23 protein-coding genes, 1 tRNA gene, 1 rRNA gene and 1 other RNA gene are annotated in these 25,598 nt (G+C 49.9%); 25 read left to right on the top strand and 1 reads right to left on the bottom strand.

The window, feature by feature from the left end; all coding sequences use genetic code 11:
• Positions 1-178: 178 nt before the first annotated feature.
• The 3 genes from P1P89_14945 to P1P89_14935 all read left to right on the top strand — a co-directional run bounded on the left by P1P89_14945 (position 179) and on the right by P1P89_14935 (position 4,720).
• Positions 179-805, top strand: coding sequence for a DJ-1/PfpI family protein (locus tag P1P89_14945; GenBank protein ID MDF1592810.1), 627 nt, complete (start codon positions 179-181; stop codon positions 803-805).
• Positions 806-1,481: 676 nt separating this feature from the next.
• Positions 1,482-2,564, top strand: coding sequence for a TAXI family TRAP transporter solute-binding subunit (locus P1P89_14940; GenBank protein ID MDF1592809.1), 1,083 nt, complete (start codon positions 1,482-1,484; stop codon positions 2,562-2,564).
• 182 nt (positions 2,565-2,746) lie between these two features.
• Positions 2,747-4,720, top strand: coding sequence for a TRAP transporter fused permease subunit (locus P1P89_14935; protein MDF1592808.1), 1,974 nt, complete (start codon positions 2,747-2,749; stop codon positions 4,718-4,720).
• A gap of 220 nt (positions 4,721-4,940) precedes the next feature.
• Here P1P89_14935 and P1P89_14930 read toward each other — a convergent pair.
• Positions 4,941-5,017: transfer RNA gene (locus P1P89_14930), tRNA-Pro, on the bottom strand.
• 77 nt (positions 5,018-5,094) lie between these two features.
• Between P1P89_14930 and P1P89_14925 the strand changes: the two genes are divergently transcribed.
• From P1P89_14925 to P1P89_14820, 22 genes are all read left to right on the top strand, one after another.
• Positions 5,095-6,018 carry an LD-carboxypeptidase gene (locus P1P89_14925; GenBank protein ID MDF1592807.1) on the top strand — a complete coding sequence of 308 codons (924 nt, stop codon included), beginning with the start codon at positions 5,095-5,097 and terminating at the stop codon, positions 6,016-6,018.
• A gap of 53 nt (positions 6,019-6,071) precedes the next feature.
• Positions 6,072-7,151 carry a serine hydrolase gene (locus P1P89_14920; GenBank protein MDF1592806.1) on the top strand — a complete coding sequence of 360 codons (1,080 nt, stop codon included), beginning with the start codon at positions 6,072-6,074 and terminating at the stop codon, positions 7,149-7,151.
• Between the two features lie 173 nt (positions 7,152-7,324).
• Positions 7,325-8,368, top strand: coding sequence for a rod shape-determining protein (locus tag P1P89_14915; protein MDF1592805.1), 1,044 nt, complete (start codon positions 7,325-7,327; stop codon positions 8,366-8,368).
• 25 nt (positions 8,369-8,393) lie between these two features.
• Positions 8,394-9,206: a rod shape-determining protein MreC gene (gene mreC, locus P1P89_14910; protein ID MDF1592804.1), complete on the top strand. Its 813-nt coding sequence runs from the start codon at positions 8,394-8,396 to the stop codon at positions 9,204-9,206.
• On the top strand, positions 9,206-9,733 hold the full coding sequence (locus P1P89_14905) for a hypothetical protein (GenBank protein MDF1592803.1): 528 nt from the start codon (positions 9,206-9,208) through the stop codon (positions 9,731-9,733). Before mreC ends, P1P89_14905 begins: the two co-directional genes overlap by 1 nt.
• 50 nt (positions 9,734-9,783) lie before the next feature.
• Positions 9,784-11,640, top strand: a complete 1,857-nt coding sequence (gene mrdA / locus P1P89_14900) for a penicillin-binding protein 2 (protein MDF1592802.1) — start codon at positions 9,784-9,786, stop codon at positions 11,638-11,640.
• A gap of 29 nt (positions 11,641-11,669) precedes the next feature.
• Complete coding sequence (rodA, locus tag P1P89_14895) at positions 11,670-12,776, top strand: rod shape-determining protein RodA (protein ID MDF1592801.1); 1,107 nt, start codon at positions 11,670-11,672, stop codon at positions 12,774-12,776.
• 342 nt (positions 12,777-13,118) lie between these two features.
• Complete coding sequence (locus P1P89_14890) at positions 13,119-13,511, top strand: polymer-forming cytoskeletal protein (protein MDF1592800.1); 393 nt, start codon at positions 13,119-13,121, stop codon at positions 13,509-13,511.
• Between the two features lie 139 nt (positions 13,512-13,650).
• Positions 13,651-14,079, top strand: a complete 429-nt coding sequence (locus tag P1P89_14885; protein ID MDF1592799.1) for an ATP synthase F0 subunit B — start codon at positions 13,651-13,653, stop codon at positions 14,077-14,079.
• Entirely contained in the window at positions 14,076-14,669 is a 594-nt protein-coding gene (locus P1P89_14880) for an ATP synthase F0 subunit B (protein ID MDF1592798.1), read from the top strand. The genes P1P89_14885 and P1P89_14880 overlap by 4 nt, the downstream gene beginning before the upstream one ends.
• The gene (atpH, locus tag P1P89_14875; GenBank protein ID MDF1592797.1) at positions 14,669-15,220 is read left to right on the top strand and encodes an ATP synthase F1 subunit delta; all 552 of its coding nucleotides are present in this window, start codon (positions 14,669-14,671) and stop codon (positions 15,218-15,220) included. The genes P1P89_14880 and atpH overlap by 1 nt, the downstream gene beginning before the upstream one ends.
• Positions 15,220-16,737, top strand: coding sequence for a F0F1 ATP synthase subunit alpha (gene atpA / locus P1P89_14870; GenBank protein ID MDF1592796.1), 1,518 nt, complete (start codon positions 15,220-15,222; stop codon positions 16,735-16,737). Before atpH ends, atpA begins: the two co-directional genes overlap by 1 nt.
• Positions 16,738-16,847: 110 nt before the next feature.
• Positions 16,848-17,741 (top strand): ATP synthase F1 subunit gamma, encoded by an 894-nt coding sequence (atpG, locus tag P1P89_14865; protein MDF1592795.1) that lies wholly within the window; start codon positions 16,848-16,850, stop codon positions 17,739-17,741.
• 40 nt (positions 17,742-17,781) lie between these two features.
• Complete coding sequence (gene atpD / locus P1P89_14860) at positions 17,782-19,200, top strand: F0F1 ATP synthase subunit beta (GenBank protein MDF1592794.1); 1,419 nt, start codon at positions 17,782-17,784, stop codon at positions 19,198-19,200.
• Positions 19,201-19,218: 18 nt separating this feature from the next.
• Entirely contained in the window at positions 19,219-19,635 is a 417-nt protein-coding gene (locus P1P89_14855; GenBank protein MDF1592793.1) for a F0F1 ATP synthase subunit epsilon, read from the top strand.
• 157 nt (positions 19,636-19,792) lie between these two features.
• Positions 19,793-20,557: an NTP transferase domain-containing protein gene (locus P1P89_14850; GenBank protein MDF1592792.1), complete on the top strand. Its 765-nt coding sequence runs from the start codon at positions 19,793-19,795 to the stop codon at positions 20,555-20,557.
• A gap of 51 nt (positions 20,558-20,608) precedes the next feature.
• Positions 20,609-20,854 carry a hypothetical protein gene (locus P1P89_14845; GenBank protein MDF1592791.1) on the top strand — a complete coding sequence of 82 codons (246 nt, stop codon included), beginning with the start codon at positions 20,609-20,611 and terminating at the stop codon, positions 20,852-20,854.
• A 33-nt stretch (positions 20,855-20,887) separates the two neighbouring features.
• On the top strand, positions 20,888-21,181 hold the full coding sequence (locus P1P89_14840) for a cell division protein ZapA (GenBank protein MDF1592790.1): 294 nt from the start codon (positions 20,888-20,890) through the stop codon (positions 21,179-21,181).
• A 155-nt stretch (positions 21,182-21,336) separates the two neighbouring features.
• A non-coding RNA gene (gene ssrS, locus P1P89_14835) (6S RNA) lies at positions 21,337-21,516 on the top strand.
• A 272-nt stretch (positions 21,517-21,788) separates the two neighbouring features.
• On the top strand, positions 21,789-23,351 hold the full coding sequence (rny, locus tag P1P89_14830) for a ribonuclease Y (protein MDF1592789.1): 1,563 nt from the start codon (positions 21,789-21,791) through the stop codon (positions 23,349-23,351).
• A 12-nt stretch (positions 23,352-23,363) separates the two neighbouring features.
• Positions 23,364-24,653 carry a tyrosine--tRNA ligase gene (tyrS, locus tag P1P89_14825; protein ID MDF1592788.1) on the top strand — a complete coding sequence of 430 codons (1,290 nt, stop codon included), beginning with the start codon at positions 23,364-23,366 and terminating at the stop codon, positions 24,651-24,653.
• 392 nt (positions 24,654-25,045) lie between these two features.
• A 16S ribosomal RNA gene (locus P1P89_14820) occupies positions 25,046-25,598 on the top strand; the annotation flags it as partial.

Genomic DNA, 25,598 nt, shown 5'->3' with positions numbered 1-25,598 from the left:
GCAATTCACTGCCGAGGATGCCAGGATAAAACTACGCCGCCTCTATCCGACAATTGATGGTTGACGAGACACTAGGGTTCGAGTGAAATAAAAATAAACTGTTAAGCCGGGAAGACGGAAAGACGGAAAACAGTTTATAATATCGCTATTTATTGGATGCAACCAGAGGGGGGAAAAGATGGAGCGGAAACGTGTCGGGATCGTTCTTTTTGAAAACATCGAAGTGCTTGATTTCTGCGGGCCGTTTGAAGTTTTCTCGGTTACCCGGCTTAACGAGGAGAAGCGGCGGGAAGAACCGTCGCCCTTTGAAGTGCTGCTGGTGGCTGAGCATTCCGATCCTGTCACGACGACGGGCAACATAAACGTCGTTCCGCATTACACATTCGCGGACTGTCCACGGCTTGACATCCTGGTTGTTCCCGGGGGCTGGGGCACGCGCAGGGAATTAAACAACCCGGTCATGCTGGAATGGCTGCGCGCGCGCGCCGGGGAAGTTGAAACCCTGACGTCGGTCTGCACCGGATCGATGCTGCTGGGGTCTGCCGGGCTGCTGAACGGGCTGCATGCGACCACCCACTGGCGGTCGCTGGAATGGATGCGGGATTCCTTTCCGGCGGTGACGGTGGAATTTGAAAAACATGTGGTCGAAGACGGCCGCGTGTTCACGTCGGCAGGGATCTCGGCAGGCATCGACATGGCCCTCAAGGTGGTGGCGCGCTACTTCGGCGAAAAGATTGCCAGGGCCACGGCCCGACACATGGAATATACCTATCCGGAGAGCAATGCGCGCAGAATAAAACCCTGATTGAGCGTTGAAGCCATTTCAAAACCCCATCTGAGGCCTGATAGCTGTGTGACGCCTTGCTCTCAAGCCTGATCTGAGGCTTTGAAATGGCTTCCTATGCCCACCTATCATTTCAGCCGGTTTGGAGAAAAATATCTCCTTGACAATACGACCGCTATCCGTTAGCTGAATACAAGTAAGAGGTTGCCGCGGCATGGTTACTGATTGATATCCGGCCCTATTACATATTGGGATTCTCCTGTTATAGCACACAACTTTAATTATCGACCCTTATTCCGAACTCATAAAGGGAATTCTTAATCCTATATAACCGAAAATATCATAGAAGCGGCCATCTCTTTCAAAATCGGTATAAGTCCATCGTTTGTGAAAAGGAGCCGTAGTTATTGGAGCTTGTTCGCTACATCCATTTAAACCCTCTGCGGGCTTAGGCAGTGAAGAGCATAGACGAATTGGACCGGTACGCGTGGAGTGGCCATGCCTTTTTAATGGGAAGGAGACGGAAAGGGTTGCACTACGAGAATCCGGACGAGGCAAATCTGGTTTTGAATCTGTGGAAAAATAAACATCCTATTAAAGCGGCAAAGGAGGTGGTGTTTAGAGGTGGTGTTTTTGGGTGTAGATAGTTCGGGATGCTAAGATGCTTAATCAGGAATAAAGCCAAAAGGAGGTAAAAATGAAGAAGCTTAAGTTGGGATTGATTTTAGGATTGGCTGTTGTTTTAATATCGGCATTTGCTTTACCTGGCGGTGCGGCAGCTGCCGAAAAAAAAATGTGGAGATGGGGGTGCTCTGATCCATCTGCCTATGGTTATAGAGTATCCGCTTTCATGTCAGATTTCTTGCGAAGGGGTATGCCGGATTACGACGTTACCGTTTACCCATACGTTTCAACCACCGCTAACATGAAAAGCTTTTTAGTGGGTGAGCTGGAAAGCACGTATTCGGCCGAGCCGGGATTGAGAAAATTATACTCGTTTACCAAACCATTTGAGGGCTTTGAACCCAACGTAAAGCAAATGCCGGTGCAGTCTCTCTGGAGCTACACCATGGAAACACATATATTGACTTTACCGGAGAACAAAGACAAATATCGCAGCTGGTCGGATTTGGACGGCAAGAAGATCTATATGACGAAGGCGGGATATATGAACCATATCAACATCTTCAGAGCTATGGGGGACATCAATGGTCTGAAGATCAAGCACGTCGAAGTTGATGCCTCAAAGGTTGCGGATGCTCTCAAAGCAGGAACCATAGACGCCACCGCATCTTACACAACGGCTTTGGTATCGCTGGCCAGCTGGATTAAGGTGCTTGATGTGGCCACTCCCCTGCAGGGAGTGAACCCATCCCCGGAACAAATCAAGAAGCTAACAGCGGCCGGTTTTACCCCCGAGAAGATCAACATGAAGAAAGCGTATACCAGAGACCTCGGAGTGGATGAACTCTATGGCGTGCCTTTTTACTTCGGTTACCACCACGGGCTCAATTTCCCGGCAGAGGGCGTTTATAAAGCACTCAAAGTATTTGAAGCCGAAGCGGCTATGCTAACTAAGATAGACGCTGGTTTCGGACCACTGGCCAAAGACTTCGCCGGGTTCCAAGTCAAGGGAATCAAGAGCATACCCGAGATTCCCGTACATCCGGGATTGGCGAAATATCTGAAGGAAAAGGGCTTATGGGACCCGTCCTGGGTAATAGCTACCGAGGAGACGATCGCGGCAGCGATAAAGACGATGAAAGCTAAAGCGCGCTGAAGTTTTTGGGAAAAGTAAGCGGCCGTTATTACTACTTCGTTAAGTCAAAAAAACGCTTAATTCTCTCTCCACTCATATTACGGAGTAGTATTCCGGGTCTACAGTAGTGGGCTCACCCCTTTAAAATGCCAATAAGGGGTGAGCTCACTACCTCTTGAGTCATACCGTTAGGGAGTGAATAGATGGAAAAAAATCCGTTGATAGATCAAGCACAGTCACTATCTGAAATGCGTAAATTCTTAATCCCCTCTTATCTTATAGCCACTATCGTATATTTAGGTTTTTCGCTACATTATTTCACAACCGGCCTAGGCGGGACAACGCTCCTGGCCATAACTTTAGTCCCAATAGCATACGTGCTGTGGGTATTGAATTCCTTCGTCGTCGGAGAGCTGCCATATCCCCGTCTAGGACTTAAACCCAATATTGCCATAGCCGGCGTGTACATCGCTATGTGCATCTTTTCCATAATATATATGAGAGTGGAGTTTGACGCCCTCATTTATGACAGAGCGGGTTTCTTCAACACCCCCGACAAAATCGTAGGAGTGATGATGCTGGGTCTCGTAATCGAATATACCAGACGGGAACATCGTGTGCTCTTTTATCTCATCCTGTTTCTCATGTTCTATTCCGTTTACGGGTGGATTTTCCCAGGTATACTCGGTCATCCCGGAATCTCCTGGACAAGAGTAATCACATCCTCTTCCGTTGAGATCGCATTGGGCCTATTTGGAACGTATGCCCAAACCGGGGTAGGCGTTATCGCGGCATTTTTCATGTTTTTGGGCATTGCCCAGGGATTTGGTGTTCAAGAATCTATTGTCAAAACTTTCGTCGGGATACTTGGTAAGCATAGAACCCTCATTCCACAAACGGCGGTGGTGACTTCGATGGCTATCGCTACCTGTAGTGGATCGGGGGCAGCGAATGCAGCCATAACCGGGCAGTACACGATACCGTTGATGAAGAAAGCAGGGTTCCCCGCTCTTTACGCCGGTGCTGTGGAAGCTTCAGCTTCGCTAGGAGGCTTGCTCATGCCACCCGTCATGGCAATAGCCGGTTTCCTCATGGCTGACTTTCTCGGCGTGACATATTTCGAGGTTATCGCTCGAGGATGGGCGCCGGCACTCATTTTCTTTGCTATCATATCCCTATCGGTTTTCCTCTTTACAACACGCTTCGTGCGGGGAAGGGGAAGTAGCCCAAAAGAACTGGTTGCCATTATCGAAAAAGTCTCCAAAACAGAGGTGGTCAACACAGTTATTTTCTTCACCTTTATCGGAGTTTTGATCTATTTGATGGGTGTCCTTTGGTATGATGCATCACGAGCTGCACTTAACATTGCGATCGGTCTCTTTATCACCGCCTCCGGAATCAGAATGTATCTCCATCCTGGGACGATTTCAGATAAGATAAAGGAATGGGGTAGGTGTTTGCGCCGAGCCATAGAGGCATTTGCCGGGGTCACCGCTCCGCTCGTTCTCTTGCTCGCCATGCTCGGGGTGATGATAAATCTGTTCGTGGTTAGTGGATGGATGCTTAAACTAATGGGGCTACTGATGACGGTCGGAGAATTCCATGTCGTAGCCCTTATCGGAATGGGGTTCGTAATTGGGGTCTTCTTAGGGCTGGGAATACCTCCGTCGGCCTGTTACATAATCTCAGCCGTGATAGTCATCCCGCCGATGACACGAATCGGGATCAACCCTTGGATAGCTCATTTCTTCTTGTTTTTCGTAGCGGTAATATCCGAATATTCGCCACCAACCTCACTCGTAGCTGCGGTTGCTTCCCGTATTTCAGGGGCCTCCTTTATGAAGACGATGATGGTAACGCTGCAAATATCTATTCCATTTTTCTTCCTCACATTCGCGATTTTCAATTGGGATATTTTGTTGTTGGAGCCTGGTTTAGCACAACTGGCTGCTCTGGGTGCGCTAATGATCGGATGCATGACGGCAGCTGCCGCCATCCACGGTAAGCTTTTTGAACATAAAAGGCATGACCTTCCTGCAAGGTTTTTAGTCCTCCTGGTGGCGCTATTTATCTTGTACTATCCTAGAGGCATCTTTTCGGTACTGGCATTGATACCAGCCGTGGCTATGATAGTCCTCGTGATCTGTCGGAGCCAAAAAATATACGAATTTTCTTAGGATTGCTATTTTCGCTCCACTGGCCTCCACACGCCTGACGTGGGTCTGGGAAACATGAAGGTTAATTATTGTGCCGGTCGGTCTGAAAGGGGTGGTTCCGGTCTATCTGAAACTCAATTCAGCGCGTTCCTTCTTAACGGGAAGGCGTAACTTTTGCGTTTTTTATCCGATAAACAAAAAGGCACTTGTAAAAACAAGTGCCTTTTATTATTTATGTTTCTGGTCGGGGCGAGAGGATTTGAACCTCCGACCCCTTGAACCCCATTCAAGTGCGCTACCAGACTGCGCTACGCCCCGACTAGTTCGAGATTCCTAACATGTTCAATATGACCTGTCAAGCTAAACAGGTGATGGAAAGATAGGTATTTTGGCGTATGAATTCAAACAAGAAAAAATTGCTGATACCCGCCCGGCTCAAACCGGGCGATAAAATCGGAGTGGTTGCCCCGGCCAGCCCCTTTGACCGGAAAGCGTTTAATCAGGGGCTTAAGGTGCTGGAAAAAATGGGATTTTTCCCATATGTGCCGGATGGCGTTTTTGAAAAGAAGCGGTATCTGGCCGGAACGGACGTTGATCGGGCCGAACGGATCAATTCCCTTTTCAGGGACAAAACCGTGCGGGCGATTATCTGTGCCAGGGGCGGCTACGGGTCCTTGCGGCTGCTGACGCTGCTGGATTACAAGGCCATCCGGAAAAACCCGAAAGTATTCGTTGGCTTCAGCGACGTCACCGCCTTGCTGACGGTATTTTATAACCGCTGCGGCCTGGTTGGTTTTCATGGGCCGATGGTTACGACCCTGGCCACTGCAACGCAGAAGGCCCGCAAGGCCCTGTATGGGGCGATTGCATCGGCCGAAAAGATCCGGCTGACTTCACAAGATGCGGTGGTCATCCAGGCGGGGAAAGCGTCCGGACCGGTTTTGGTGGGAAATCTGACGACCCTATCGCATCTGCTGGGAACGCCGTTTGCCCCTGTTTTTGAAGGCCACATCCTGATGCTTGAAGAAATCAACGAGGCGTCCTACCGCTTGGACCGCATGCTGATACAGATGAAACTGGCCGGATGTTTCAAAGGCCTTGCCGGCCTTGTTATGGGCTCATTTAAAAAGTGCGGCAAAAAAAAGGATGTTTATGAAGTAGCCGCCGAGATTTTCCGAGGTGCAAAGTTTCCCATCTTGGCCGGATTCGACTTCGGTCATGTATGCGGCAACCCGACGATCCCGGTCGGCCTGAAGGCAACACTGGACGCAAACGCAAACCTGTTGTTATTTCACGATGCTTCCACAATGGCTTATTAGTTTTCAATATGGATGCCAACCCACGTGCCTCTCAAAAAAAATCTGATGCCGATATGACCGCTGCATTGAAACCGGTAGACGTACTCATGCAGCAGGCGGTGGCGGATCGAATTTTTCCGGGAGGGGTGCTGCATGTTTCCAAAAATCTCAGCGTTCGGATGTTTCAAGCCTATGGCCGGGCCGATATATATGCCGGCCGGAAGATGACCCGGGAGACGATCTTTGATCTGGCGTCCCTTACCAAACCCTTGGCTACCACGCCGGCGCTCATGAGTCTGATACAGGCAGGCAAACTGAAACTGGACGACACCCTTGGCAGGATATTGCCGCCATTTGGGAAGACCGATAAAGCGTTAATAACGATCCGGCAGCTGCTGACCCATGACTCAGGGCTTCCGGATTACCGTCCATATTTCGAAACACTGCGAAATATTTCCCCTGAAAAACGTCAGGAAAAGCTGAGGCGGTTTTTACTCCAAGAACCGCTGCTCCATCCCCCCGGAAAACAGACGCTTTACAGCGACCTGGGGTTTATGATCCTCCAATGGGTCGTTGAAAGCACAACACGGCAGCGACTGGACCGGTTTGTCACCGGAATGATATTCATGCCGCTTGGTTTGAAAAATATGCACTTTATCGATCTGGCTGCGGATCGCAGAAAAACCCGGTATGCCGCTACGGAAAACTGTCCCTGGCGAGGGGTGCTGTTAAAGGGGGCTGTCCACGACGACAACGCCTTTGTGATGGGGGGGATTGCCGGGCACGCCGGCTTGTTTGGAACCGCCGGGGAAGTTTATGGTCTGCTGGCGACCCTTCTGTCCATCTACCAGGGACGCCAAAAAACGCCAATATTCAGACCGGCGATGGTCCGGACGTTTCTGAACCGACCCCCGGGCGCTGAACGCGCGCTGGGGTTTGATGCGCCGGCGGAAACCGGCGCGAGCTGCGGCCGGCGTTTCTCAAAAAAAAGCGTCGGCCACCTGGGATTTACCGGTACGTCTTTCTGGATGGACCTGGAACGCTCCGTCATTGTCGTCCTTCTGACCAACCGGGTGCACCCCTCCAGTGACAATATCCGGATCCGGGAATTCCGGCCGGTGCTTCATGATGCTGTGATGAAATGTATCGGTTGATATTTTTCTTGTATTGAAAATATAATTTTGATAGTTATTTCTTTTCAATAAACTCTGTTTCAGACCGATAAGGGACATTTCCGGCACCCGGGGGAAAACAGCCGGAATTTATCAAACGACGGAATATCAACTAAAATACAGGTGCAAGCAGCGTGTACCGATAATGAGGGGTTATGAATCTTTTTTTTGATGCAATGTTGGGTATTTTTTCCAGTGATCTTGCCATTGATCTGGGGACTGCAAACACACTGGTTTTCGTCAAAGGAAAGGGGATCGTGTTGAGCGAACCTTCCGTGGTTGCCGTTCGAACCGACGACAGGCTGAAAAATCGGGTCCTGGCTGTCGGCACTGAAGCCAAAAAGATGTTGGGACGAACCCCCGGGAATATCGTGGCCATTCGTCCGATGCGGGACGGTGTTATCGCGGATTTTGAGGTAACCGAGGCCATGCTGCGCCATTTCATCCACAAGGTCCATAACCGCCGTACATTTGTACGCCCTCGAATTATCATCGCGGTCCCCTCCGGCATTACCCAGGTTGAAAAGCGGGCGGTCAGGGAGTCGGCTGAATCCGCCGGCGCGCGTGAGGTGTTTCTGATCGAGGAGCCGATGGCGGCGGCCATCGGCGCCGGCCTGCCCATCACGGAACCGACCTGCAATATGGTGGTGGACATCGGCGGGGGCACCACCGAAGTCGCCGTTATTTCCCTGGCCGGTATCGTTTACAGCCGATCCGTGCGGGTGGCCGGCGATAAAATGGACGCTGCGATTACGCAGTACATCAAAAGAAAATATAATCTGTTGATCGGTGAAAGAACCGCCGAGATTATCAAGACAACCATCGGAAACGCCTATCCGGACCCGGACGACCTTGAGACAATCGAGGTTAAGGGAAGGGACTTGGTATCGGGGATCCCTAAAATTCTGGCCATTGATTCTGAAGAAATCCGGGTCGCGATATCCGAACAGATCGAAGCCATCGTGGAAACGGTAAAGATTGCCCTGGAGCAGACGCCGCCGGAACTGGCGGCCGACATCGTCGACAGGGGAATTGTTTTAACCGGCGGCGGTGCGCTGTTAAAAAATCTTGATAAGCTTCTCAAGGAAGAGAGTGGTCTGCCCATCACGATTACGGAAGACCCCTTATCAACAGTCGCGTACGGTTCAGGAAAAGTTCTGGACAGCATTGAAATCCTTAAACAGGTAGTTATTAAATAGTTGCATGTTCTCACGAAAGACGGTGATGATTGTTGGCCTGGTGGTGGCTGTCACGGTCAACATCATAGTCCTCTCCCTTTCAACCCGGCATCACAAAAAAGCGTATGTGCCGGGTCGAATCGCCCTTGCTATTGTGGCCCCTTTCCAGAAAGCTGTCACCCGTTCGGTTCGGTTTTGTAAAAACATATGGTCGCATTATTTCGCGCTTGTTTCGGTGACCGAAGAAAACCAAGTCCTGAAAGAGCTGTTGAAAGAGGCCGTTCAAAAAAACAATCAACTTGTGGAAGTCGAGCTGTCCAACATGCGGCTGCGCGAGCTGCTGAATTTCCGCAAAAACATGACAGGCAGCTTTATCGCAGCCGAAATCATCAGCAGAGATCCTTCTTCCTGGTTTAAAGCCGTTGTTATCGACAAAGGCCAGGCCGACGGCTTATCCAAAGGCCAGCCGGTGGTGATATCCGAAGGGATTGTCGGACAGATCGCCGAGGCTTCTGCGCACCAATCAAAGGTTCTTTTGATTATCGACCAGAACAGTGCGGTGGACGCACTGGTGCAGCGCACCCGCGCCCGGGGAATTATCGAAGGCAAATCAGCGGATCAATGCTTTTTGAAGTATGTCCTGCGAAAGCATGACGTCAAAGTCGGGGATGCGGTTGTTTCCTCCGGGCTGGACGGTGTTTATCCCAAGGGTCTTCAAATCGGCTATGTCTCCGGCGTTATCAAGCGTAATTCGGGTATTTTTCAAGAGGTCGCGGTAACGCCATATGTGGATTTTGAAAAGCTTGAAGAGGTTCTGGTCATTTTGAGCGTCCCGGAATCAGTATCGGCGAATGATTGATGAACTTTCTTTTTTACATGTTTTTGAGTCTGATTTTCGTCATCCTTAAGACGACTTTGATGCCTTATTTTTCAATGTTCGATCAATTTTACGACATGCTGATTCCTTTTGTCTTTTACCTCGGTTTATATCGGCCGGCCCGTGAAGGCATCCCCTTTGTTTTGCTGCTCGGATTTATGCAGGACAGTCTTTCGGGCGGGCCTTTCGGCATATTTCTGACGACTTATTTCTGGATGTTTGTCGTGACCCGATGGTTTGTCACCTTTCTGCATGCAGGCAATAAGGGGCTATGGCTGATCGTGGTGGCTGCCGGCGTCCTGGTAGAGAACTTAATTATCATTGCGACCATCCTCTGGCTGGGTGAAGCATCCGAACTGCCCCCGGGGTGGGGGGATCGGGTCGTAACGCAGCTGCTGTGGGCGCTCATTACGGGGCCTGTTTTGATCATCGCCATATCTGTCGCCCATCGCAAATGGAGCGGGTGGGCAAGCCGCATTGTGGCGGTGGTGAAAGAACAGGAATCCTGACATGACAGGATTGATATCATGCGGCGACGCATTCGTTTGAGAGGTTAGCTTTGGACCAATTCCTGCGGACTGCCGACAGCAACTGGTTTCGGCAAAGATTAAAGGGGTTTATACTTTGCGTTATGGCTGCCTTTGTGGTGCTGTTTGTGCGTCTTTTTTTTCTTCAAGTCATTGAACGCGAGGAATACCGACGCCTTTCGGAAAACAACAGCATCCGGCTGCAAAGCATCAAACCGCCACGGGGGCTAATCTTTGACCGCAACGGCGAACTGCTGGTGGACAACCGCCCTTCATTTGATCTTAGCATCATCACAAAAGATGCCAAACCGCTTGAAAAAACCCTCGTCAGGCTGACATATTTCCTGGAGGCCCCGCTGGAAGAACTGCAGTCTAAAATATTGCGGACCAAAGGTTATTCAGCCTATACCCCCATTTTATTGAAGCAGGATATCGGCAGAGATGCCTTGGCACGGGTTGAGGTCCACAAATTTGATTTGCCCGGTGTCGGCGTAAATGTTGAAGCCCGCCGGCATTACATCAACCAAAACAGCGCCGCCCACCTGGTGGGATACCTTAGTGAAATTAACGCTGAAGAACTCAAAAGCGGAAAATACCTGGAAAACAAGGGCGGAGATTTTATCGGCCGGTTTGGAGTGGAAAAAACCTACGAACGCTATCTGCGGGGGGAACGTGGGGGGCGCCAGGTCGAGGTGAACGCAACCGGGCAGGTGGTCCGGGTTTTAAAAACGGTTGAGGCGACCTCGGGGCACAATGTCTATCTGACCATCGATACAAGGTTGCAAAAAAAAGCCGAGGAGCTTTTATTGGGACGTGCGGGCGCTGTTATTGCCATGGACCCTGCCAGCGGAGAGATTCTGGCGCTGGCCAGCAATCCCTCTTTTGACCAGAATGATTTTGTCAGCGGCATGTCCCACGAACAATGGGAAGCGCTGGTTTCCAATCCGCAACGGCCGCTGGAAAATAAAGCCCTCCAGGGCGAGTACCCGCCTGCTTCGACCTATAAGATTGTAACCGCTATGGCCGCTCTGGAAGAGGGGGTCATCGATGAGGACACCACCGCTTTTTGTCCCGGATACTATAATTTTGGGGACCGTGAATTCCGCTGTTGGAAAGAAGGCGGACACGGCACAGTGGATGTTATCAAGGCTTTGTCGGAATCCTGCGATGTCTTTTTTTATCAGACCGGTTTGAAGCTGGGGGTGGATCGCCTGGGCTGGTATGCCAAGGCGTCCGGACTGGGTTCTCCAACCGAAATCAACCTTGACAATGAAGCCATCGGCCTGGTACCGACGGCAAACTGGAAAAAGAACCGCACCGGCGTTGAGTGGCAGCGGGGCGAAACGCTTTCGGTGGCCATTGGGCAGGGGTACAACCTGGCAACGCCGCTGCAGATGTTGGTCTTGACTTCGTCTGTGGCCAACGGCGGGACCCTCTACCGGCCGCTGATATTGAAACAGATCGAAACCGCCGAGGGGAAAATCGTTTTAGACAGTGAAATGCAGTCCAGGGGAAAGCTGCCCGTGAGCCGGCGTACCCTTGATATAGTCAGAAAGGGATTGTGGGAGGTGGTGAATTCCCCTACGGGAACGGCAAGGAACGCCCAAATTCCCGGGGTTGAAGTCAGCGGCAAGACCGGAACAGCGCAAGTGGTGGGACGCAAACAGGACGATGCGGCAGACAAAAAAAAAGCGCCGGTCATTAAACCGCATGCCTGGTTTGTGGCCTACGCGCCGTCCCGAAACCCGCTGATAGCGGTTGCTGTGATTGTCGAACATGGCGAAGGCGGGGGGAGTGTGGCTGCCCCAATTGCAAGGGAGGTCCTGAAAGTTTTTTTTGCTGACAGGAAATCCAATAACTCCCCGCTCCATGCGACGCTGCAGCCGTAAAACGTGAAGCCATTTCAAAAGGAACAGTTATGTTTGATCGCAGATTGGTGCAGTATTTTGATTGGGGGCTGTTGGGACTGACCCTTTTGCTGGGGATCATCGGACTGATCATTCTTTATAGTGCGGTAACCGCAGGGATGTCGGATCCCCAAAGGGTATTGAGTCTGAAACAGCTGATCTGGTTTTGTGTTGGTCTGGTGGTGATGGTCGCCTGCTTTTTATTCGATTACAAGATATTGGAGCGCTGGTCGCTGCCGCTTTATATCTTCTGCGTTCTGCTCTTAATTGCAGTTCTGATTTTCGGAAAGTATGTCGGCGGATCCCGGCGCTGGCTGGCTCTCGGCCCGGTTTCAATCCAGCCGTCGGAACTCATAAAGATCGCCGTTATTATTGTTGTGGCAAGATATTACGCCAAGGTTGTTAACACCATCGGATTGGGTATCCGGGAACTGGTTTACCCCATGATTGTGACCGCTATTCCGTTTGCCTTAATTGTCGGCCAGCCCGATTTGGGTACGGCCCTGCTGGTGGTCGTAATTGTTGCCTCCATGACCATTTTTGTTAAGATTGATCGGCGCGCACTCATATGGATCATCGCCACTTCCACCACAGCCCTTCCCCTGGTGTGGTTTTTCTTTTTAAAGGTGTATCAGAAAAAGCGGATATTGACCTTTTTAAATCCAGACCGCGACCCCCTGGGGGCCGGATACCATATTATCCAGTCAAAAATTGCCATTGGGTCCGGCATGATATTCGGCAAGGGTTTTCTGAAAGGGACCCAAAATGCACTTGAATTCCTGCCCGAGCAGCATACCGATTTTATATTTTCCGTTCTGGCGGAAGAGTGGGGATTTGTGGGGTCGCTGCTGCTGCTGCTGCTCTTTCTGATGCTGATTGTATGGGGCCTGAATGTCGCCCAGGGATGCCGAGAACCGTTTGGGACGATTCTTGCGGTGGGCGTTACGGCGATGATATTCTGGCAGGTTTTTATCAACCTGGGGATGGTGATGGGCCTGATGCCGGTTGTCGGGGTGCCCCTGCCGCTGATCAGCTATGGCGGTTCATCGGTGGTCACCATGATGATGTGTATCGGTTTGCTTTTAAATGTCAGTATGCGGCGGTTTATGATCGAGTAGAAATACATTATTGATGGTTTCGTAAAAAGTCGGAAATGAGTCTTTATTGTCATTCCGGGCACGATTCGGAAACCAGAATGTTTTAATTACATGTGTTCCTGGGTGCTGGATCAAGTCCGGTATGGCGTGAAGAAAAAAAGCGTTTTTAACAATGCGACACAGCCTCGCAGGCGGAGATCCAGTAATTTTATCTCGATAAAGCGCGGCTAAATACCTGCAGTAGAAGATACGCCGGATTTAGGATTTTTTTACGAATGTGTAACGATTTTCAGTTTTAAAGATTGCGAACTTGTTTTTTAGGGGGATTTTAGATACGGTTTCGGAAAGTCAACTGGAGGTAGAATGAAAAAAGACAAGCAAAAGGACATGATATCCACTTTTTTGGGGCCCGAAGTCAGTGTGGAAGGAAATATTGAATTCCGGGGGACTATCCGGGTGGATGGGAATGTGAAAGGGACCATCCACAGCGATGAGGGCACGTTGATTGTCGGCGAGCACGCGGTCATCCATGCGGATATCATTGTTGATGCTGCGATTATTACCGGAGCGGTAAACGGCAATATCGAAGCGCGGGACAAATTGGAAATTTTTCCGCCGGCCTGTGTGATGGGGGGTATCAAGGCCCCAACGATTTCAATTGAGTCCGGTGTCGTGTTTAACGGAAATTGCGAAATGACGGGACGCACCATCCTGCTTCCTGCGAAAAAAGATTCTGCCGCAAAGACGGTTGCCTAAATTATGGATTTTGACCTAAAAAAACCTTTGACAATCCGTTTGGGCTGGTATAAAAAAACTCCTTTGGAACAGACTTAATTTTCACTGTGACGGAACAGGTGCTTTTTATCAATAAAATCATCCCCATGGAGGCTTTCCAATGATCGTTATTGATGGATCCGTTGTAATACAGATCATCAATTTTGTCTTCCTTATCTGGATTTTAAACACCGTTTTATACATCCCAATCCGAAAAGTTTTACGCCAAAGAAACGAAAAGATTGCCGGCCTTGAAAACAATATCGATACCTATACCCGGGACTCCAGAGAAAAAGATGCGTCTTTTGAACTGGGAATAAAGGATGCCCGCAAACGGGGACTGATGGAAAAAGACGCTTTACTGCAGGCTGCGGCTGAAGAGGAAAAAAAGATCATCGCTAAAATCAACGAAAAGGCACAGGCTGAGATCGCTGCCATTCGCGAAAAAATTGCCAAGGACGCCAAAGACGTCCGTGAAACACTTCAACAGGAAATCGAGGTGTTTGCCGAAGAGATTGAGCGCAAAATTTTAGGGAGGTCTGCTTCATGAATATTGACCTTAGCCGCCGGCCGTATCTTTTTGCTGTTGTGATCACATTGATATTTGTGTTGACCTGCACCGTGGGGGTTGCCTGGAGCGCCTCCGGCGCCGACTCGGCCACCAAAGGATGGGTGGCCACCGACACATATCGGGTCATGAATTTTGTGGTCCTGGCCGTGATCCTCTTTATTTTGCTGCGAAAGCCCGTTTCACAGGTGCTTAAAAACCGGATAACAGGCATACAAGACCAACTGCATGATCTGGAGATCAGAAAAAAAGAGGCTGAAAAATTACTGGCTGAATACGAAGAACGATTGATGCAACTTGACCAAGAGGCTGAGAAGATCGTAGCGGAGTATGTAAGGCAGGGGGAAGAGGCCAGGGGACGGATTATCCAGGAGGCAAAGACGGCTGCCCACAAGGTTGAGGAGCAGGCGCGCCGCAATATCGATCATGAGTTTGAAATCGCAAAAGTGAAGTTAAAGGGTGAGATACTGGAAAAGGCTCTTATCAAGGCTGAAGAAAAGATAAAAAACCGGATTACGCCCGATGATCAGAAAAAACTGGTGGATGAATACATAGAGAAGGTGGTGGTATAGTGAAAAATCTGGCTATAGCCCGTCGATATGCCAAGGCGCTTCTGCTGATCGGTAAAGAGGATGGTCAAACGGAAACATACCGAAAAGAGCTTGGGGGCGTGACTGAACTGCTTGAGCGTGAAAAAGTGCTGGCGCAAACGATCTGCAACCCGCTTTACAATGCTGCCAGCCGGGAAAAGGTTTTGCAGGAAGTCATAAAGCGCTTAAAGCTTTCGCGCGTGATGTCTTCGTTTCTTCTGTTGTTGTTTAGCAAGGGACGCATTGGGTTTTTAGGCAATATTAATGAATTCTACCAGAAACTGGCCGATGAATTAAAGGGCGTGGCGCGTGCCAGCTTGGTTTCGGCCATGGGGCTTTCATCCGAAACCATTGAAAAAGTCCGCAGCGCCCTGTCGAAATTGACAGGCAGGGAAGTTGTTCTTGAAGTAGCTGAAGACCCGGGCCTGATTGGCGGCCTTGTCACGAAGATCGGGGATCTCGTTTTGGATGGCAGTATCAAGACCCAATTACTCAACATGAGAGAATCTTTAAAAAGGGGTGAGCGTGTCTAATGGAATTAAGAGCTGAAGAAATAAGTCAAATTATCAGGGAGCAGATTACGGATTATGACAAGAAGGTTGAATTAAGCGAAACCGGCGTTGTCTTGTCGGTGGGCGACGGCATCGCCAGGGTCTATGGCTTAGAGAAGGTCATGGCGATGGAGCTGGTGGAGTTCCCCGGAAATATTTTGGGGCTGGTGCTCAACCTTGAAGAAGACAACGTGGGCGTTGCCATTATGGGCGAGGACATCCATATCAAGGAAGGTGATATGGTCAAACGCACCGGCCGTATCGCCCAGGTCCCTGTCGGCGAGGCTGTTCTGGGCCGGGTGGTTTCAGCGGTGGGTGAACCCATTGACGGCAAGGGGCCCATCGATGCCAAGGAGTTCCGCAGGGTCGAAATGGTCGCCCCGGGCGTTATCGCCAGAAAAAGCGTTCATGAACCGATGTATACCGGTCTTAAGGCCATCGATGCCATGACACCGGTGGGACGCGGCCAGCGCGAACTCATCATCGGCGACCGCCAGATCGGAAAAACAGCGGTGGCCATCGATGCGATCTTGAGCCAGAAGGGCCGTGGCGTATACTGCATTTATGTCGCCTGCGGCCAGAAGAAGTCCACAGTCGCCCAGGTCGTGGCCGTTCTTGAAAAGCATCGGGCCATGGAATACACCACGGTCGTGGCGGCCTGCGCCAGCGACCCGGCCACCCTTCAGTATGTCGCGCCCTATGCCGGATGCGCCATGGGCGAATATTTCCGCGACAAAAAACAGCATGCCCTGATTATTTACGACGACCTATCCAAACAGGCGGTCGCTTATCGGCAGGTATCCCTGCTCTTAAGACGTCCGCCCGGACGCGAGGCTTTTCCCGGCGATATTTTCTACAACCATTCACGCCTGCTGGAGCGGGCGGCTAAATTGAATGACGAATTGGGCGCTGGATCGCTGACCGCTCTTCCGATTATTGAAACCCAGGCCGGGGACGTTTCAGCCTACATCCCGACCAATGTTATATCCATTACCGACGGTCAGATTTACCTGGAACCGAGTCTTTTCTTTGCCGGTATCCGGCCGGCCATCAACGTGGGTCTATCGGTTTCCAGAGTCGGCGGCAGCGCCCAGGTCAAGGCCATGAAGCAGGTGGCGGGGACCTTGCGGCTCGACTTGGCCCAATACCGTGAACTTGAAGCCTTTGCAGCCTTCGGCAGCGATCTGGATGCGTCTACCCAACGGCAATTGACCCGGGGCGCCCGGCTGGTTGAAATATTGAAACAACCGCAATATCAGCCGTTGTCGTTGGAAAAGCAGGTTTGCATATTATACGCCGGCACCAAGGGATTTCTCGATAAATACGCCCTTGATGTTCTGGCGAAATATGAGGCCGGTCTGTATCCGTTTATCGAAGAGCGCTATCCCCAGATATTTACCGAGATCGCCGAGAAAGAAGCCATATCGGAAGATCTGAATAAAGTAATGACCGAAGCGCTGAAAGCATATGACGAGGAATTTAAGGATACCATCAAGTAAAAGCGATCCGGTTGTTTTTTTATGGGCGTCGCTGATGATGGCGCCTTCGGACCTGAACCTGTATCACGTTTTTTTATGATTCCAATTATGTTCCATAAGGGCTGAGTTGTATGACAACGCTAAAAGATGTCCAGACGAAGATATCCGCGGTCAAAAAAACCAAACAGATAACACGGGCCATGAACATGGTGGCAGCCTCACGGCTGCGCGGCGCCCAGCAAGACATGGAGGGGTTTCGACCTTACGCCCAGAAGTTTACAGAAGTGCTGGGCAGCCTGGCCGACAAATCGGGTGAAGAAGCAAGCCCCTTACTGGTGCCCCGGGAAGAAGTCAAATCGGTCCATATGATTTTATGTACTTCCGACAGGGGGCTTTGCGGTGGATTTAATACCAACCTCGTTTCAATGGCCGAAACGTTTTTAAAGGAAAAATCAGGACAAAACGTAAAGATTTCTTTTACCAACTTCGGCAAGAAAGGACGAAACTGGTGCCGCAAAAAAAAATCGGCGATCGTCGACGCGCATCTGGGCGTTGTCGGCGGAAAGATCGGTTTTAATGTCGCTGCCACGTCCGGCCGCAAGATGGTGGACGAATACCTGAAGAAAACCTATGATGAGGTTTTCATTATCTACTCGGAATTTGTCAGTGTGGCACGCCAGCAGCCGACGTTGAAGCAGCTCCTGCCGATTCCTCCGATTGCACCGGCTGTGGTGGAGGCCGCTGCTGATGACAAGCCGTATATGCCGGAGCATATTTGCGAGCCTTCCCCCGAAGAACTGCTGGGTGATTTGCTGCCGAGAAATATTTATGTGCAATTGTATCGGGCCCTGCTGGAGACATCCACCAGCGAACATGCCGCCCGCATGACGGCCATGGACAACGCCACCAAGGCCTGTAATGATATGATTGAAGACTTGACATTGGCCTATAACAAGGCTCGTCAGGCGGCCATTACGGCAGAGTTGATGGATATTGTGGGGGGTGCTGAAGCGCTTAAAGGATGAAAAATTAAATTACGCACATTGTTTTATAGGAGGTCAATAAATGGGTGAGAATATCGGAAAGATAACGCAGGTGATGGGGCCTGTTGTTGATGTGGAATTTGCGCAGGGAAAGCTGCCGACAATTTATACCGCGCTGCTGATCACGAATCCTTCCATCAACGAAGAACCGGACAACCTGGTGGTTGAGGTGGCCCAGCACCTGGGCGACAATGTGGTCCGAACCATTGCCATGGATGTTACCGATGGTCTGATGCGGGGACAGCCCGTCAAAGATACCGGAATGCCCATCATGATGCCCGTCGGCGAAGCCGGGCTGGGACGCGTTCTGAACGTGGTCGGCAGACCGGTGGACGGCCTGGGACCTGTCAGCCAGGAAAAAATGATGCCGATTCACCGGGCGGCCCCCAAGTTTACCGAACAGGATACGACCGTTCGGGTTCTTGAAACCGGGGTGAAAGTTATTGACCTGCTGGTTCCGTTTCCCCGGGGTGGAAAAATGGGCATGTTCGGCGGCGCCGGGGTCGGCAAAACGGTTATCATGATGGAAATGGTACACAATATTGCCATGCAGCACGGCGGCATCTCCGTGTTTGCCGGGGTGGGCGAACGCACCCGCGAAGGAAATGACCTCTATCATGAAATGAAAGACTCCGGGGTATTGCCCAAGGCGGCCTTGATATATGGACAGATGACCGAACCGCCGGGCGCCCGGGCGCGCGTGGCGCTTTCCGCATTGACCGCAGCAGAGTATTACCGGGATGAAGAAGGCCAGGATGTTCTTGTTTTTATTGATAATATTTTTCGATTTACCCAGGCAGGCTCTGAAGTTTCGGCGCTGCTCGGGCGCATGCCTTCGGCGGTGGGGTATCAACCGACGCTTGCGGTTGACCTGGGCGAGTTGCAGGAACGGATTACGTCAACCGATAAGGGGTCAATTACGGCGGTCCAGTGCGTCTATGTTCCGGCCGACGACCTGACAGACCCTGCACCGGCAACGACGTTTGCGCATCTGGACGGAACAGTCGTTTTGTCCCGGCAGATCGTTGAACTGGGGATTTATCCGGCCGTTGACCCCCTGGACTCCACATCTAGAATTCTGGATGCGGCCTATATCGGTGAAGAACATTACCGGGTTGCCCGTGACGTTCAGAAAATATTGCAAAAATATAAAGAGTTACAAGACATTATTGCTATTCTGGGAATGGAGGAGTTGTCCGATGAGGACAAGATAACCGTTTCCCGGGCTCGAAAAATACAGCGCTTCTTATCGCAGCCTTTCCATGTGGCCGAGGCCTTTACGGGTAAAAGCGGGAAATATGTCAAAATTGAAGACACCATCAGAGGTTTTAAAGAAATTTGTGAAGGCAAGCACGATGAGCATCCGGAGCAGGCTTTTTACATGGTAGGCGGCATTGAAGAAGTGGAAGAAAAAGCCAAACAGATGTCTGAAAGTGAATAGGCGTACGAGGAAAAAGGTATGGCTGCTGGAAACATTAAATTAGAGATTGTTACGCCCGAAAAGGCTGTCGTCAGCGAAGACGTCCGTATCGTAATGGCGCCGGGGGCATTGGGTGAATTTGGTGTCCTGATAGGGCATACGCCGTTCATGACCACGCTCAAACTGGGAACCGTCCGCTATGTTGATGCAAACGGTAAGGAACGATTCGTTTTTATCAGCGGGGGATTTGCTGAGGCCCTTCCCGATAAAGTAACCATATTGGCCGAATCGGCCGAGCGCAGGGCCCATATCGATGTCGAACGGGCAAAATCCGCCCTGCAGCGGGCCCAGGAACGATTGGCAAAAGATGATGAAACCATCGACAGGGAAAGGGCCAGGGCTGCCATGGAAAGGGCCTTGAACCGACTTAAGATTACTGCCATAAGGACCTCGTAATCTGAAGAACGCGCTGCGCGGCTCTGATTTTGTCCGAATGGTTCCAGGCACAGGGGAAAGCGCATGCAATATGAAGATAAAGGGCAGACCAGAAAGCGGTCTGCCCTTTTTGCTCTGCCCAATGGCTGTGGGGGTATAAAATGATAGGTTGTTTTTAATGGAAAGAAATAACAGCAATGTCGCCGTTATCATTCTGGCGGCTGGTTTAGGCAAACGAATGCAGTCGGACATGGCCAAGGTTTTGCACAAGGTGCTGGGCCGGCCGATGATTCGGTATGTCGTTGAAACGGCCCGGAGGATCGCCGGAAACGACGTGATTGTTGTTGTCGGTCATCAGGCTCAAGAAGTCATGGATGCTGTTTCGGCTGATGCCGAAGTGACTTTTGCATATCAGGACAAACAGCTGGGGACCGGCCATGCGGTTCTGTGTGCGCTAGATTATATACCTGAGTCCGTGCGTGAGATCGTTATTTTATGCGGGGATGTGCCGATGCTGAGTGCCGGAACGGTTCAGCGCTTGTTAAATGATCATAAGGCAGCCAAACGGGATTTGTCACTTTTAGCGGTAACGGTCGGCAATCCCAAGGGATATGGTCGCGTTATGATTGACGAAAACCGCCGGCTGATCAAGATTGTGGAGGAAGCGGATGCAACGCCTGAACAAAAAAAGATTCGAACGGTCAATGCCGGGATCTACTGTGTCGCAAAGAAATTTTTAACGGATTCACTGCGGCAGATCAAGCCAAATAATGTTCAAGGGGAGCTTTATCTGACCGATATCATTGAAATTGGATATCGAAAAAAACATGTCGTGGGGGTATTGTTCGGTGATGATGGCGACGAGGTTATGGGGGTCAACAGTTATCCGGATTTGCTCGCAGCTGAAAAGATCATGCGCCTGCGGGTGTCTAAAACTACTTGACTTTGATGCAAACGAAAGATTATATTAATAAAAGTAAATCGAGGGGGAGGATTGGATAACGAACTCATATTACGACAATTTGACGAGATAGAAAAGAAAGTTGAAAAATTATTAAAGGCTTTTCAGGCACTTGAAGCGACAAATGGTGAACTTCAGCTTAAAATAGATGGTTTAAATGCAGAGCTTCAGGGCCGAATTGAGGCCGAAAAAAAGTATGCAAAGGAGAGGGACCTGATCCGTTCGAAAATTGATGGCCTGTTGGTTAAATTGGAGGATATTGCAGAGGCAAACAAATAGTGGTCGGTAATTCTTGGATTAGGAAGGGATGCATTGGAACAGTTTGTTACCATACAACTTTTTGGGCGCCCGTATACGTTTAAAGCTGAATCTGAAGGTGCAAAGGCCAGGGAGGTTGCCGACTATCTGGTCAACGAGGTGGCCAAGGTTGAAGGTAAGCATACGAACCAGACATCAGACATATCAAAACTCGCGATATTGATTTCAGCGGCGCTGAATATAACCAGTGAACATGTGGAGTTGAAACGGAATCAGTCCTTATTATTGCGGGATATATCTGAAAGGTCTACGAACCTGATTCGATTGTTAGACCAAACGGTGCCTTAAATGGTTTCAAGATTTTTTATGGTTTCTGACCAATGCAGTATTTCAGATCATTGCTTAGTGAAAACCTTCTGTTTCCCGGCATCGAAAGAATTGCTCCCTGCTATTTCAGCCGGGGTGATGTAAAAGTGCCGTGCCTGAATGTTTTATAAAAGTGTAAGCCCCTGCCGTGTTCGTGATTGGAAGATGTTCTTTGACCCAACATTCAAAGAACGGGAACCTGCCTTAGTTTCGGTGTGCAAGTTCTGCTCGTACAGAAAAGCCTGAAGAAACTACAAGGTGCCCAAATTAAAAATTGGCTCAAAGGCCTGCCAACACGGCACTGTGGTGGGGGTTTCCCTTAATTGGGTTTTATTTCAAAAACAGAAACCAACATCCCATCAAAGCTTCAGGTAAGCCGTTTTTTATTAAACTTGTCTTAAAAAGAACGCTTACCCCTATCGTGTATCCGACGATCTTGTCCCCAATTGTTTCAATCCATAATTTTTCCGTATTTTTTTGAGAGACAGACTTTTCCGCCTATTAGCTGCTGAACCTTCTTAGCTGGAATTGTCTTCATCGATTGCTCTTTATCAAACCAAAAGGCGAACAGGTCTTCGGGAGAAATATAATGAATGAATTTGATATATTATTAATTTTGGTCGGCTTTGGTGCCGGATTTATGATTGCGTATTGGGTCAAAGGAAAAATTGTTTCGCAAAAAATTAAGGCGGCCCAATCGGAAGCGTCCCGGATTTTAGCGGACGCAAAACTCAGGTCCGAGACGCTCATCAGAGAGGCAAATCTTGAGGTCAAAGACAAGCTTTTCAAAATGAAAAGCGAATTTGATGCTGAAACCAAAGAAACCCGCGCTGAAATCAAAAAACTTGAGAAGCGATTGATAACGAGGGAAGAGAATATTGATCGCAAGAATGAGCAGTTCGAAGCCAGGGAACTGGAGATGGCCCAGCGGGAAAGACGGTTGAGTGATCGTGAAAACGAAACAAAAAAAAATGAATCGAAGGTTCACGAACTGATTTCAGAGCAGAAAAAACAGCTTGAGAAAATTTCCGGATTAACCGCTGAACAGGCCAAGGAGCTGCTGATCCGGGCAATGGAAAACGATGCACGCTATGAAGGGGCCAAACTCGTTAAGCGGATTGAGACCGAGACAAAAGAGGAGGCTGATAAAAAGGCCAAAAAAATTATTTCAACCGCTATACAGAGGTATGCGGGTGATTTTGTGGCCGAGCGAACCGTTTCGGTGGTGCCGCTTCCCAATGATGAGATGAAGGGACGCATTATCGGCAGGGAAGGGCGCAATATTCGCGCACTCGAAGCTGCAACGGGCATCGATCTGATCATTGACGATACGCCGGAAGCGGTCATTCTTTCGGGATTTAATCCGGTTCGGCGGGAAGTCGCCCGGTTGTCGCTGCTACGATTGATTTCCGACGGCCGCATCCATCCGGCCCGAATCGAGGATGTCGTCAAAAAGGTGGAACAGGAGGTTGACCAGACAATCAAAGAGGCGGGCGAACAGGCTGCTTTTGATTTGGGTGTTCACGGTCTTAACAACGAGTTGATCAAACTGGTGGGGCGCTTAAAGTTCCGGACAAGCTATGCCCAGAATGTCCTGCAGCATTCCGTTGAAGTCGGCTTTCTCACCGGCATCATGGCGTCCGAATTGGGATTGAACCAGAAACAGGCCAGACGTATGGGGCTTTTACATGATTTGGGGAAAGCGGTCGATCATGAGGTCGAAGGCCCGCATGCCTTAATAGGCTCAAAGCTTGCTAAAAAATATGGTGAATCCGCCAAGATCGTTCATGCCATTGCCGCCCACCATGAAGACGTGCCGCCGGAGACGGTCTATGCCTTGCTGACCCAGGCAGCTGACGGGCTTTCAGGGGCCCGGCCCGGGGCGCGCAAGGAACTGCTTGAAAATTATGTCAAGCGACTGGAAGATCTTGAGAAAATATCGAATTCATTCCGGGGTGTTGCAAACTCCTATGCGATTCAGGCCGGAAGAGAAATCCGGGTTATCGTGGAAAGTGGGACGGTATCCGATGAAGAAGCGGTTTTGCTGAGCAGGGATATCGTCAAAAAAATAGAAGAATGTTTAACATTCCCGGGGCAGATCAAAGTTACGGTGATACGGGAAACACGGGCCGTGGGATATGCAAATAAATAAGGTGAAGCGGAAATGGCCAATGTGATTGACATACTGAACGAGCGAGGCTTTATTGAACAAACCACCCACGGAGCGGAGTTGGATGATTTTGCCGCCCAGGGAGGAGGGACCTGCTACATCGGGTTTGATCCCACTGCGTCGAGCCTGCATGTGGGGAGCCTGGTTCCGATTATGGCACTTGCGCATATGCAGCGGCAAGGGCACCGGCCTATTGCACTTATAGGAGGAGGGACAGGTCTGGTGGGAGATCCCAGCGGCAAGACCGAGATGAGACAGCTGCTGACGCCGCAAAAGGTTGAAGAGAATGCCGCCGGGATCAAAAAACAACTGTCACGATTTATCGATTTTACGGACGCCAAAGCGTTGATGCTGAATAATGCCGATTGGTTGACAAAGCTGGAATACATACCATTTTTGCGGGATATCGGCCGGCATTTCAGCGTCAACCGGATGATCAAAGCCGAAAGTTATAAAATGCGTTTGGAATCCGAAGAAGGCCTTAATTTTATCGAATTTAACTATATGCTGTTGCAGGCTTATGACTATCTGGAACTCTTTGACCACTACGGCTGCCGGCTTCAAATGGGGGGCGCTGATCAGTGGGGAAATATTGTGGCGGGGATTGAGTTGGTACGAAAGATGCGTCAGGAAACGGTGTTCGGCGTTACATTCCCGCTGATTACCACCAGCAGCGGCATCAAAATGGGTAAGACCCACAAAGGGGCTGTATGGCTGGATCCGGAGCGGACCCCGCCCTACGAATATTATCAATACTGGATCAATACGGATGACCGGGACGTTGCCCGTTTTATGGCGCTGTTTACATTTTTGCCGTTGGAAGAAATCAACGCGGTTAAGTCACTTTCCGGCGCCCATTTAAACGACGCAAAGGCTGTCCTGGCGTACGAGGCCACCGCCCTGGCCCATGGCCGCAAAGAGGCTGCAAAAGCGTATCAGGCGGCAGCCAGCATGTTTGGCGAGCGCGTCGTGCCGGATGAGATTGTGCCGTCCAGCACGATTCCCCGAGGCAACGCACCGTCTAATGATAAATCCGTGCCGCAGTCGGATGTGGCGGAGGCCATGATCCGTGAAGGCATACCGGCCTTTAAGATGTTCCAAAACGCCGGCCTGGCAGCTTCCGGCGGCGCTGCCAGGCGGCTGATCGAACAAGGAGGGGCCTACGTCAACGGGGAACGCCTTTCTTCCGCTGACCACCTGGTAACGCTTAACGACGTTGTTAATTCTGAAATTTTGTTGCGGGCCGGCAAAAAAAGGTTTCACAAAATAAAGCTAAAAAAATAATAAAATAATGCTTGACAATCGCAACTGATTGGGAATATAAACACCCTTTACGCAGTAAAAAGTAAAATAAAATATCAAGCGTAAAAAAATGATCTTTTAAAAAAATTATAGTTGACATTCACCCAAAGCAAGTGTACTTAACGTTTTCTTTTTAGAGACGGGAACACGGGTCTTTAAAAAGAAAATTTTTTTTTTGAGTGGTGAAAAAAACAGTTGACAAAAGAAAGTTATCAACTATAATAAAATCGCATTGTTCTCTTTAGAATAAAACTGAAATTCTTAAAATTAAGCTTTTCAGTCTCTTGATCTTTGAAAACTAAATAGTGATGAAATTGAGTTGGGTCCACGTTAATTTAAGTTGTTTACTTATCGTAGACAGCTTTTTAAAAGTATAATTGGAGAGTTTGATCCTGGCTCAGAATGAACGCTGGCGGCGTGCTTAACACATGCAAGTCGTACGAGAACTCTTTAGCTTGCTAAAGATAGTAAAGTGGCGTACGGGTGAGTAACACGTGGGTAATCTACCTCCGAATTGGGGATAACATTGCGAAAGCGATGCTAATACCGAATAATATCTTTTTAGCCCCGGCTTTAAAGATCAAAGGTGGTCACTACATGTAAACTACTGTTTGGAGATGAGCCCGCGCACCATTAGCTTGTTGGTAGGGTAACGGCCTACCAAGGCTTCGATGGTTAGCTGGTCTGAGAGGATGATCAGCCACACTGGAACTGACACACGGTCCAGACTCCTACGGGAGGCAGCAGTGAGGAATTTTGCGCAATGGGGGAAACCCTGACGCAGCAACGCCGCGTGAGTGATGAAGGCTTTCGAGTCGTAAAGCTCTGTCAAGTGGGAAGAACCTAAGATAGGATAACACCCTATTTTACTGACGGTACCACTGAAGGAAGCACCGGCTAACTCCGTGCCAGCAGCCGCGGTAATAC

This window comes from Desulfobacterales bacterium (assembly GCA_029211065.1).
Classification (GTDB): domain Bacteria; phylum Desulfobacterota; class Desulfobacteria; order Desulfobacterales; family JARGFK01; genus JARGFK01.
The sequence above is the reverse complement of the archived record's forward strand: the minus strand, read 5'-3'. Positions and strand labels throughout refer to the sequence as shown.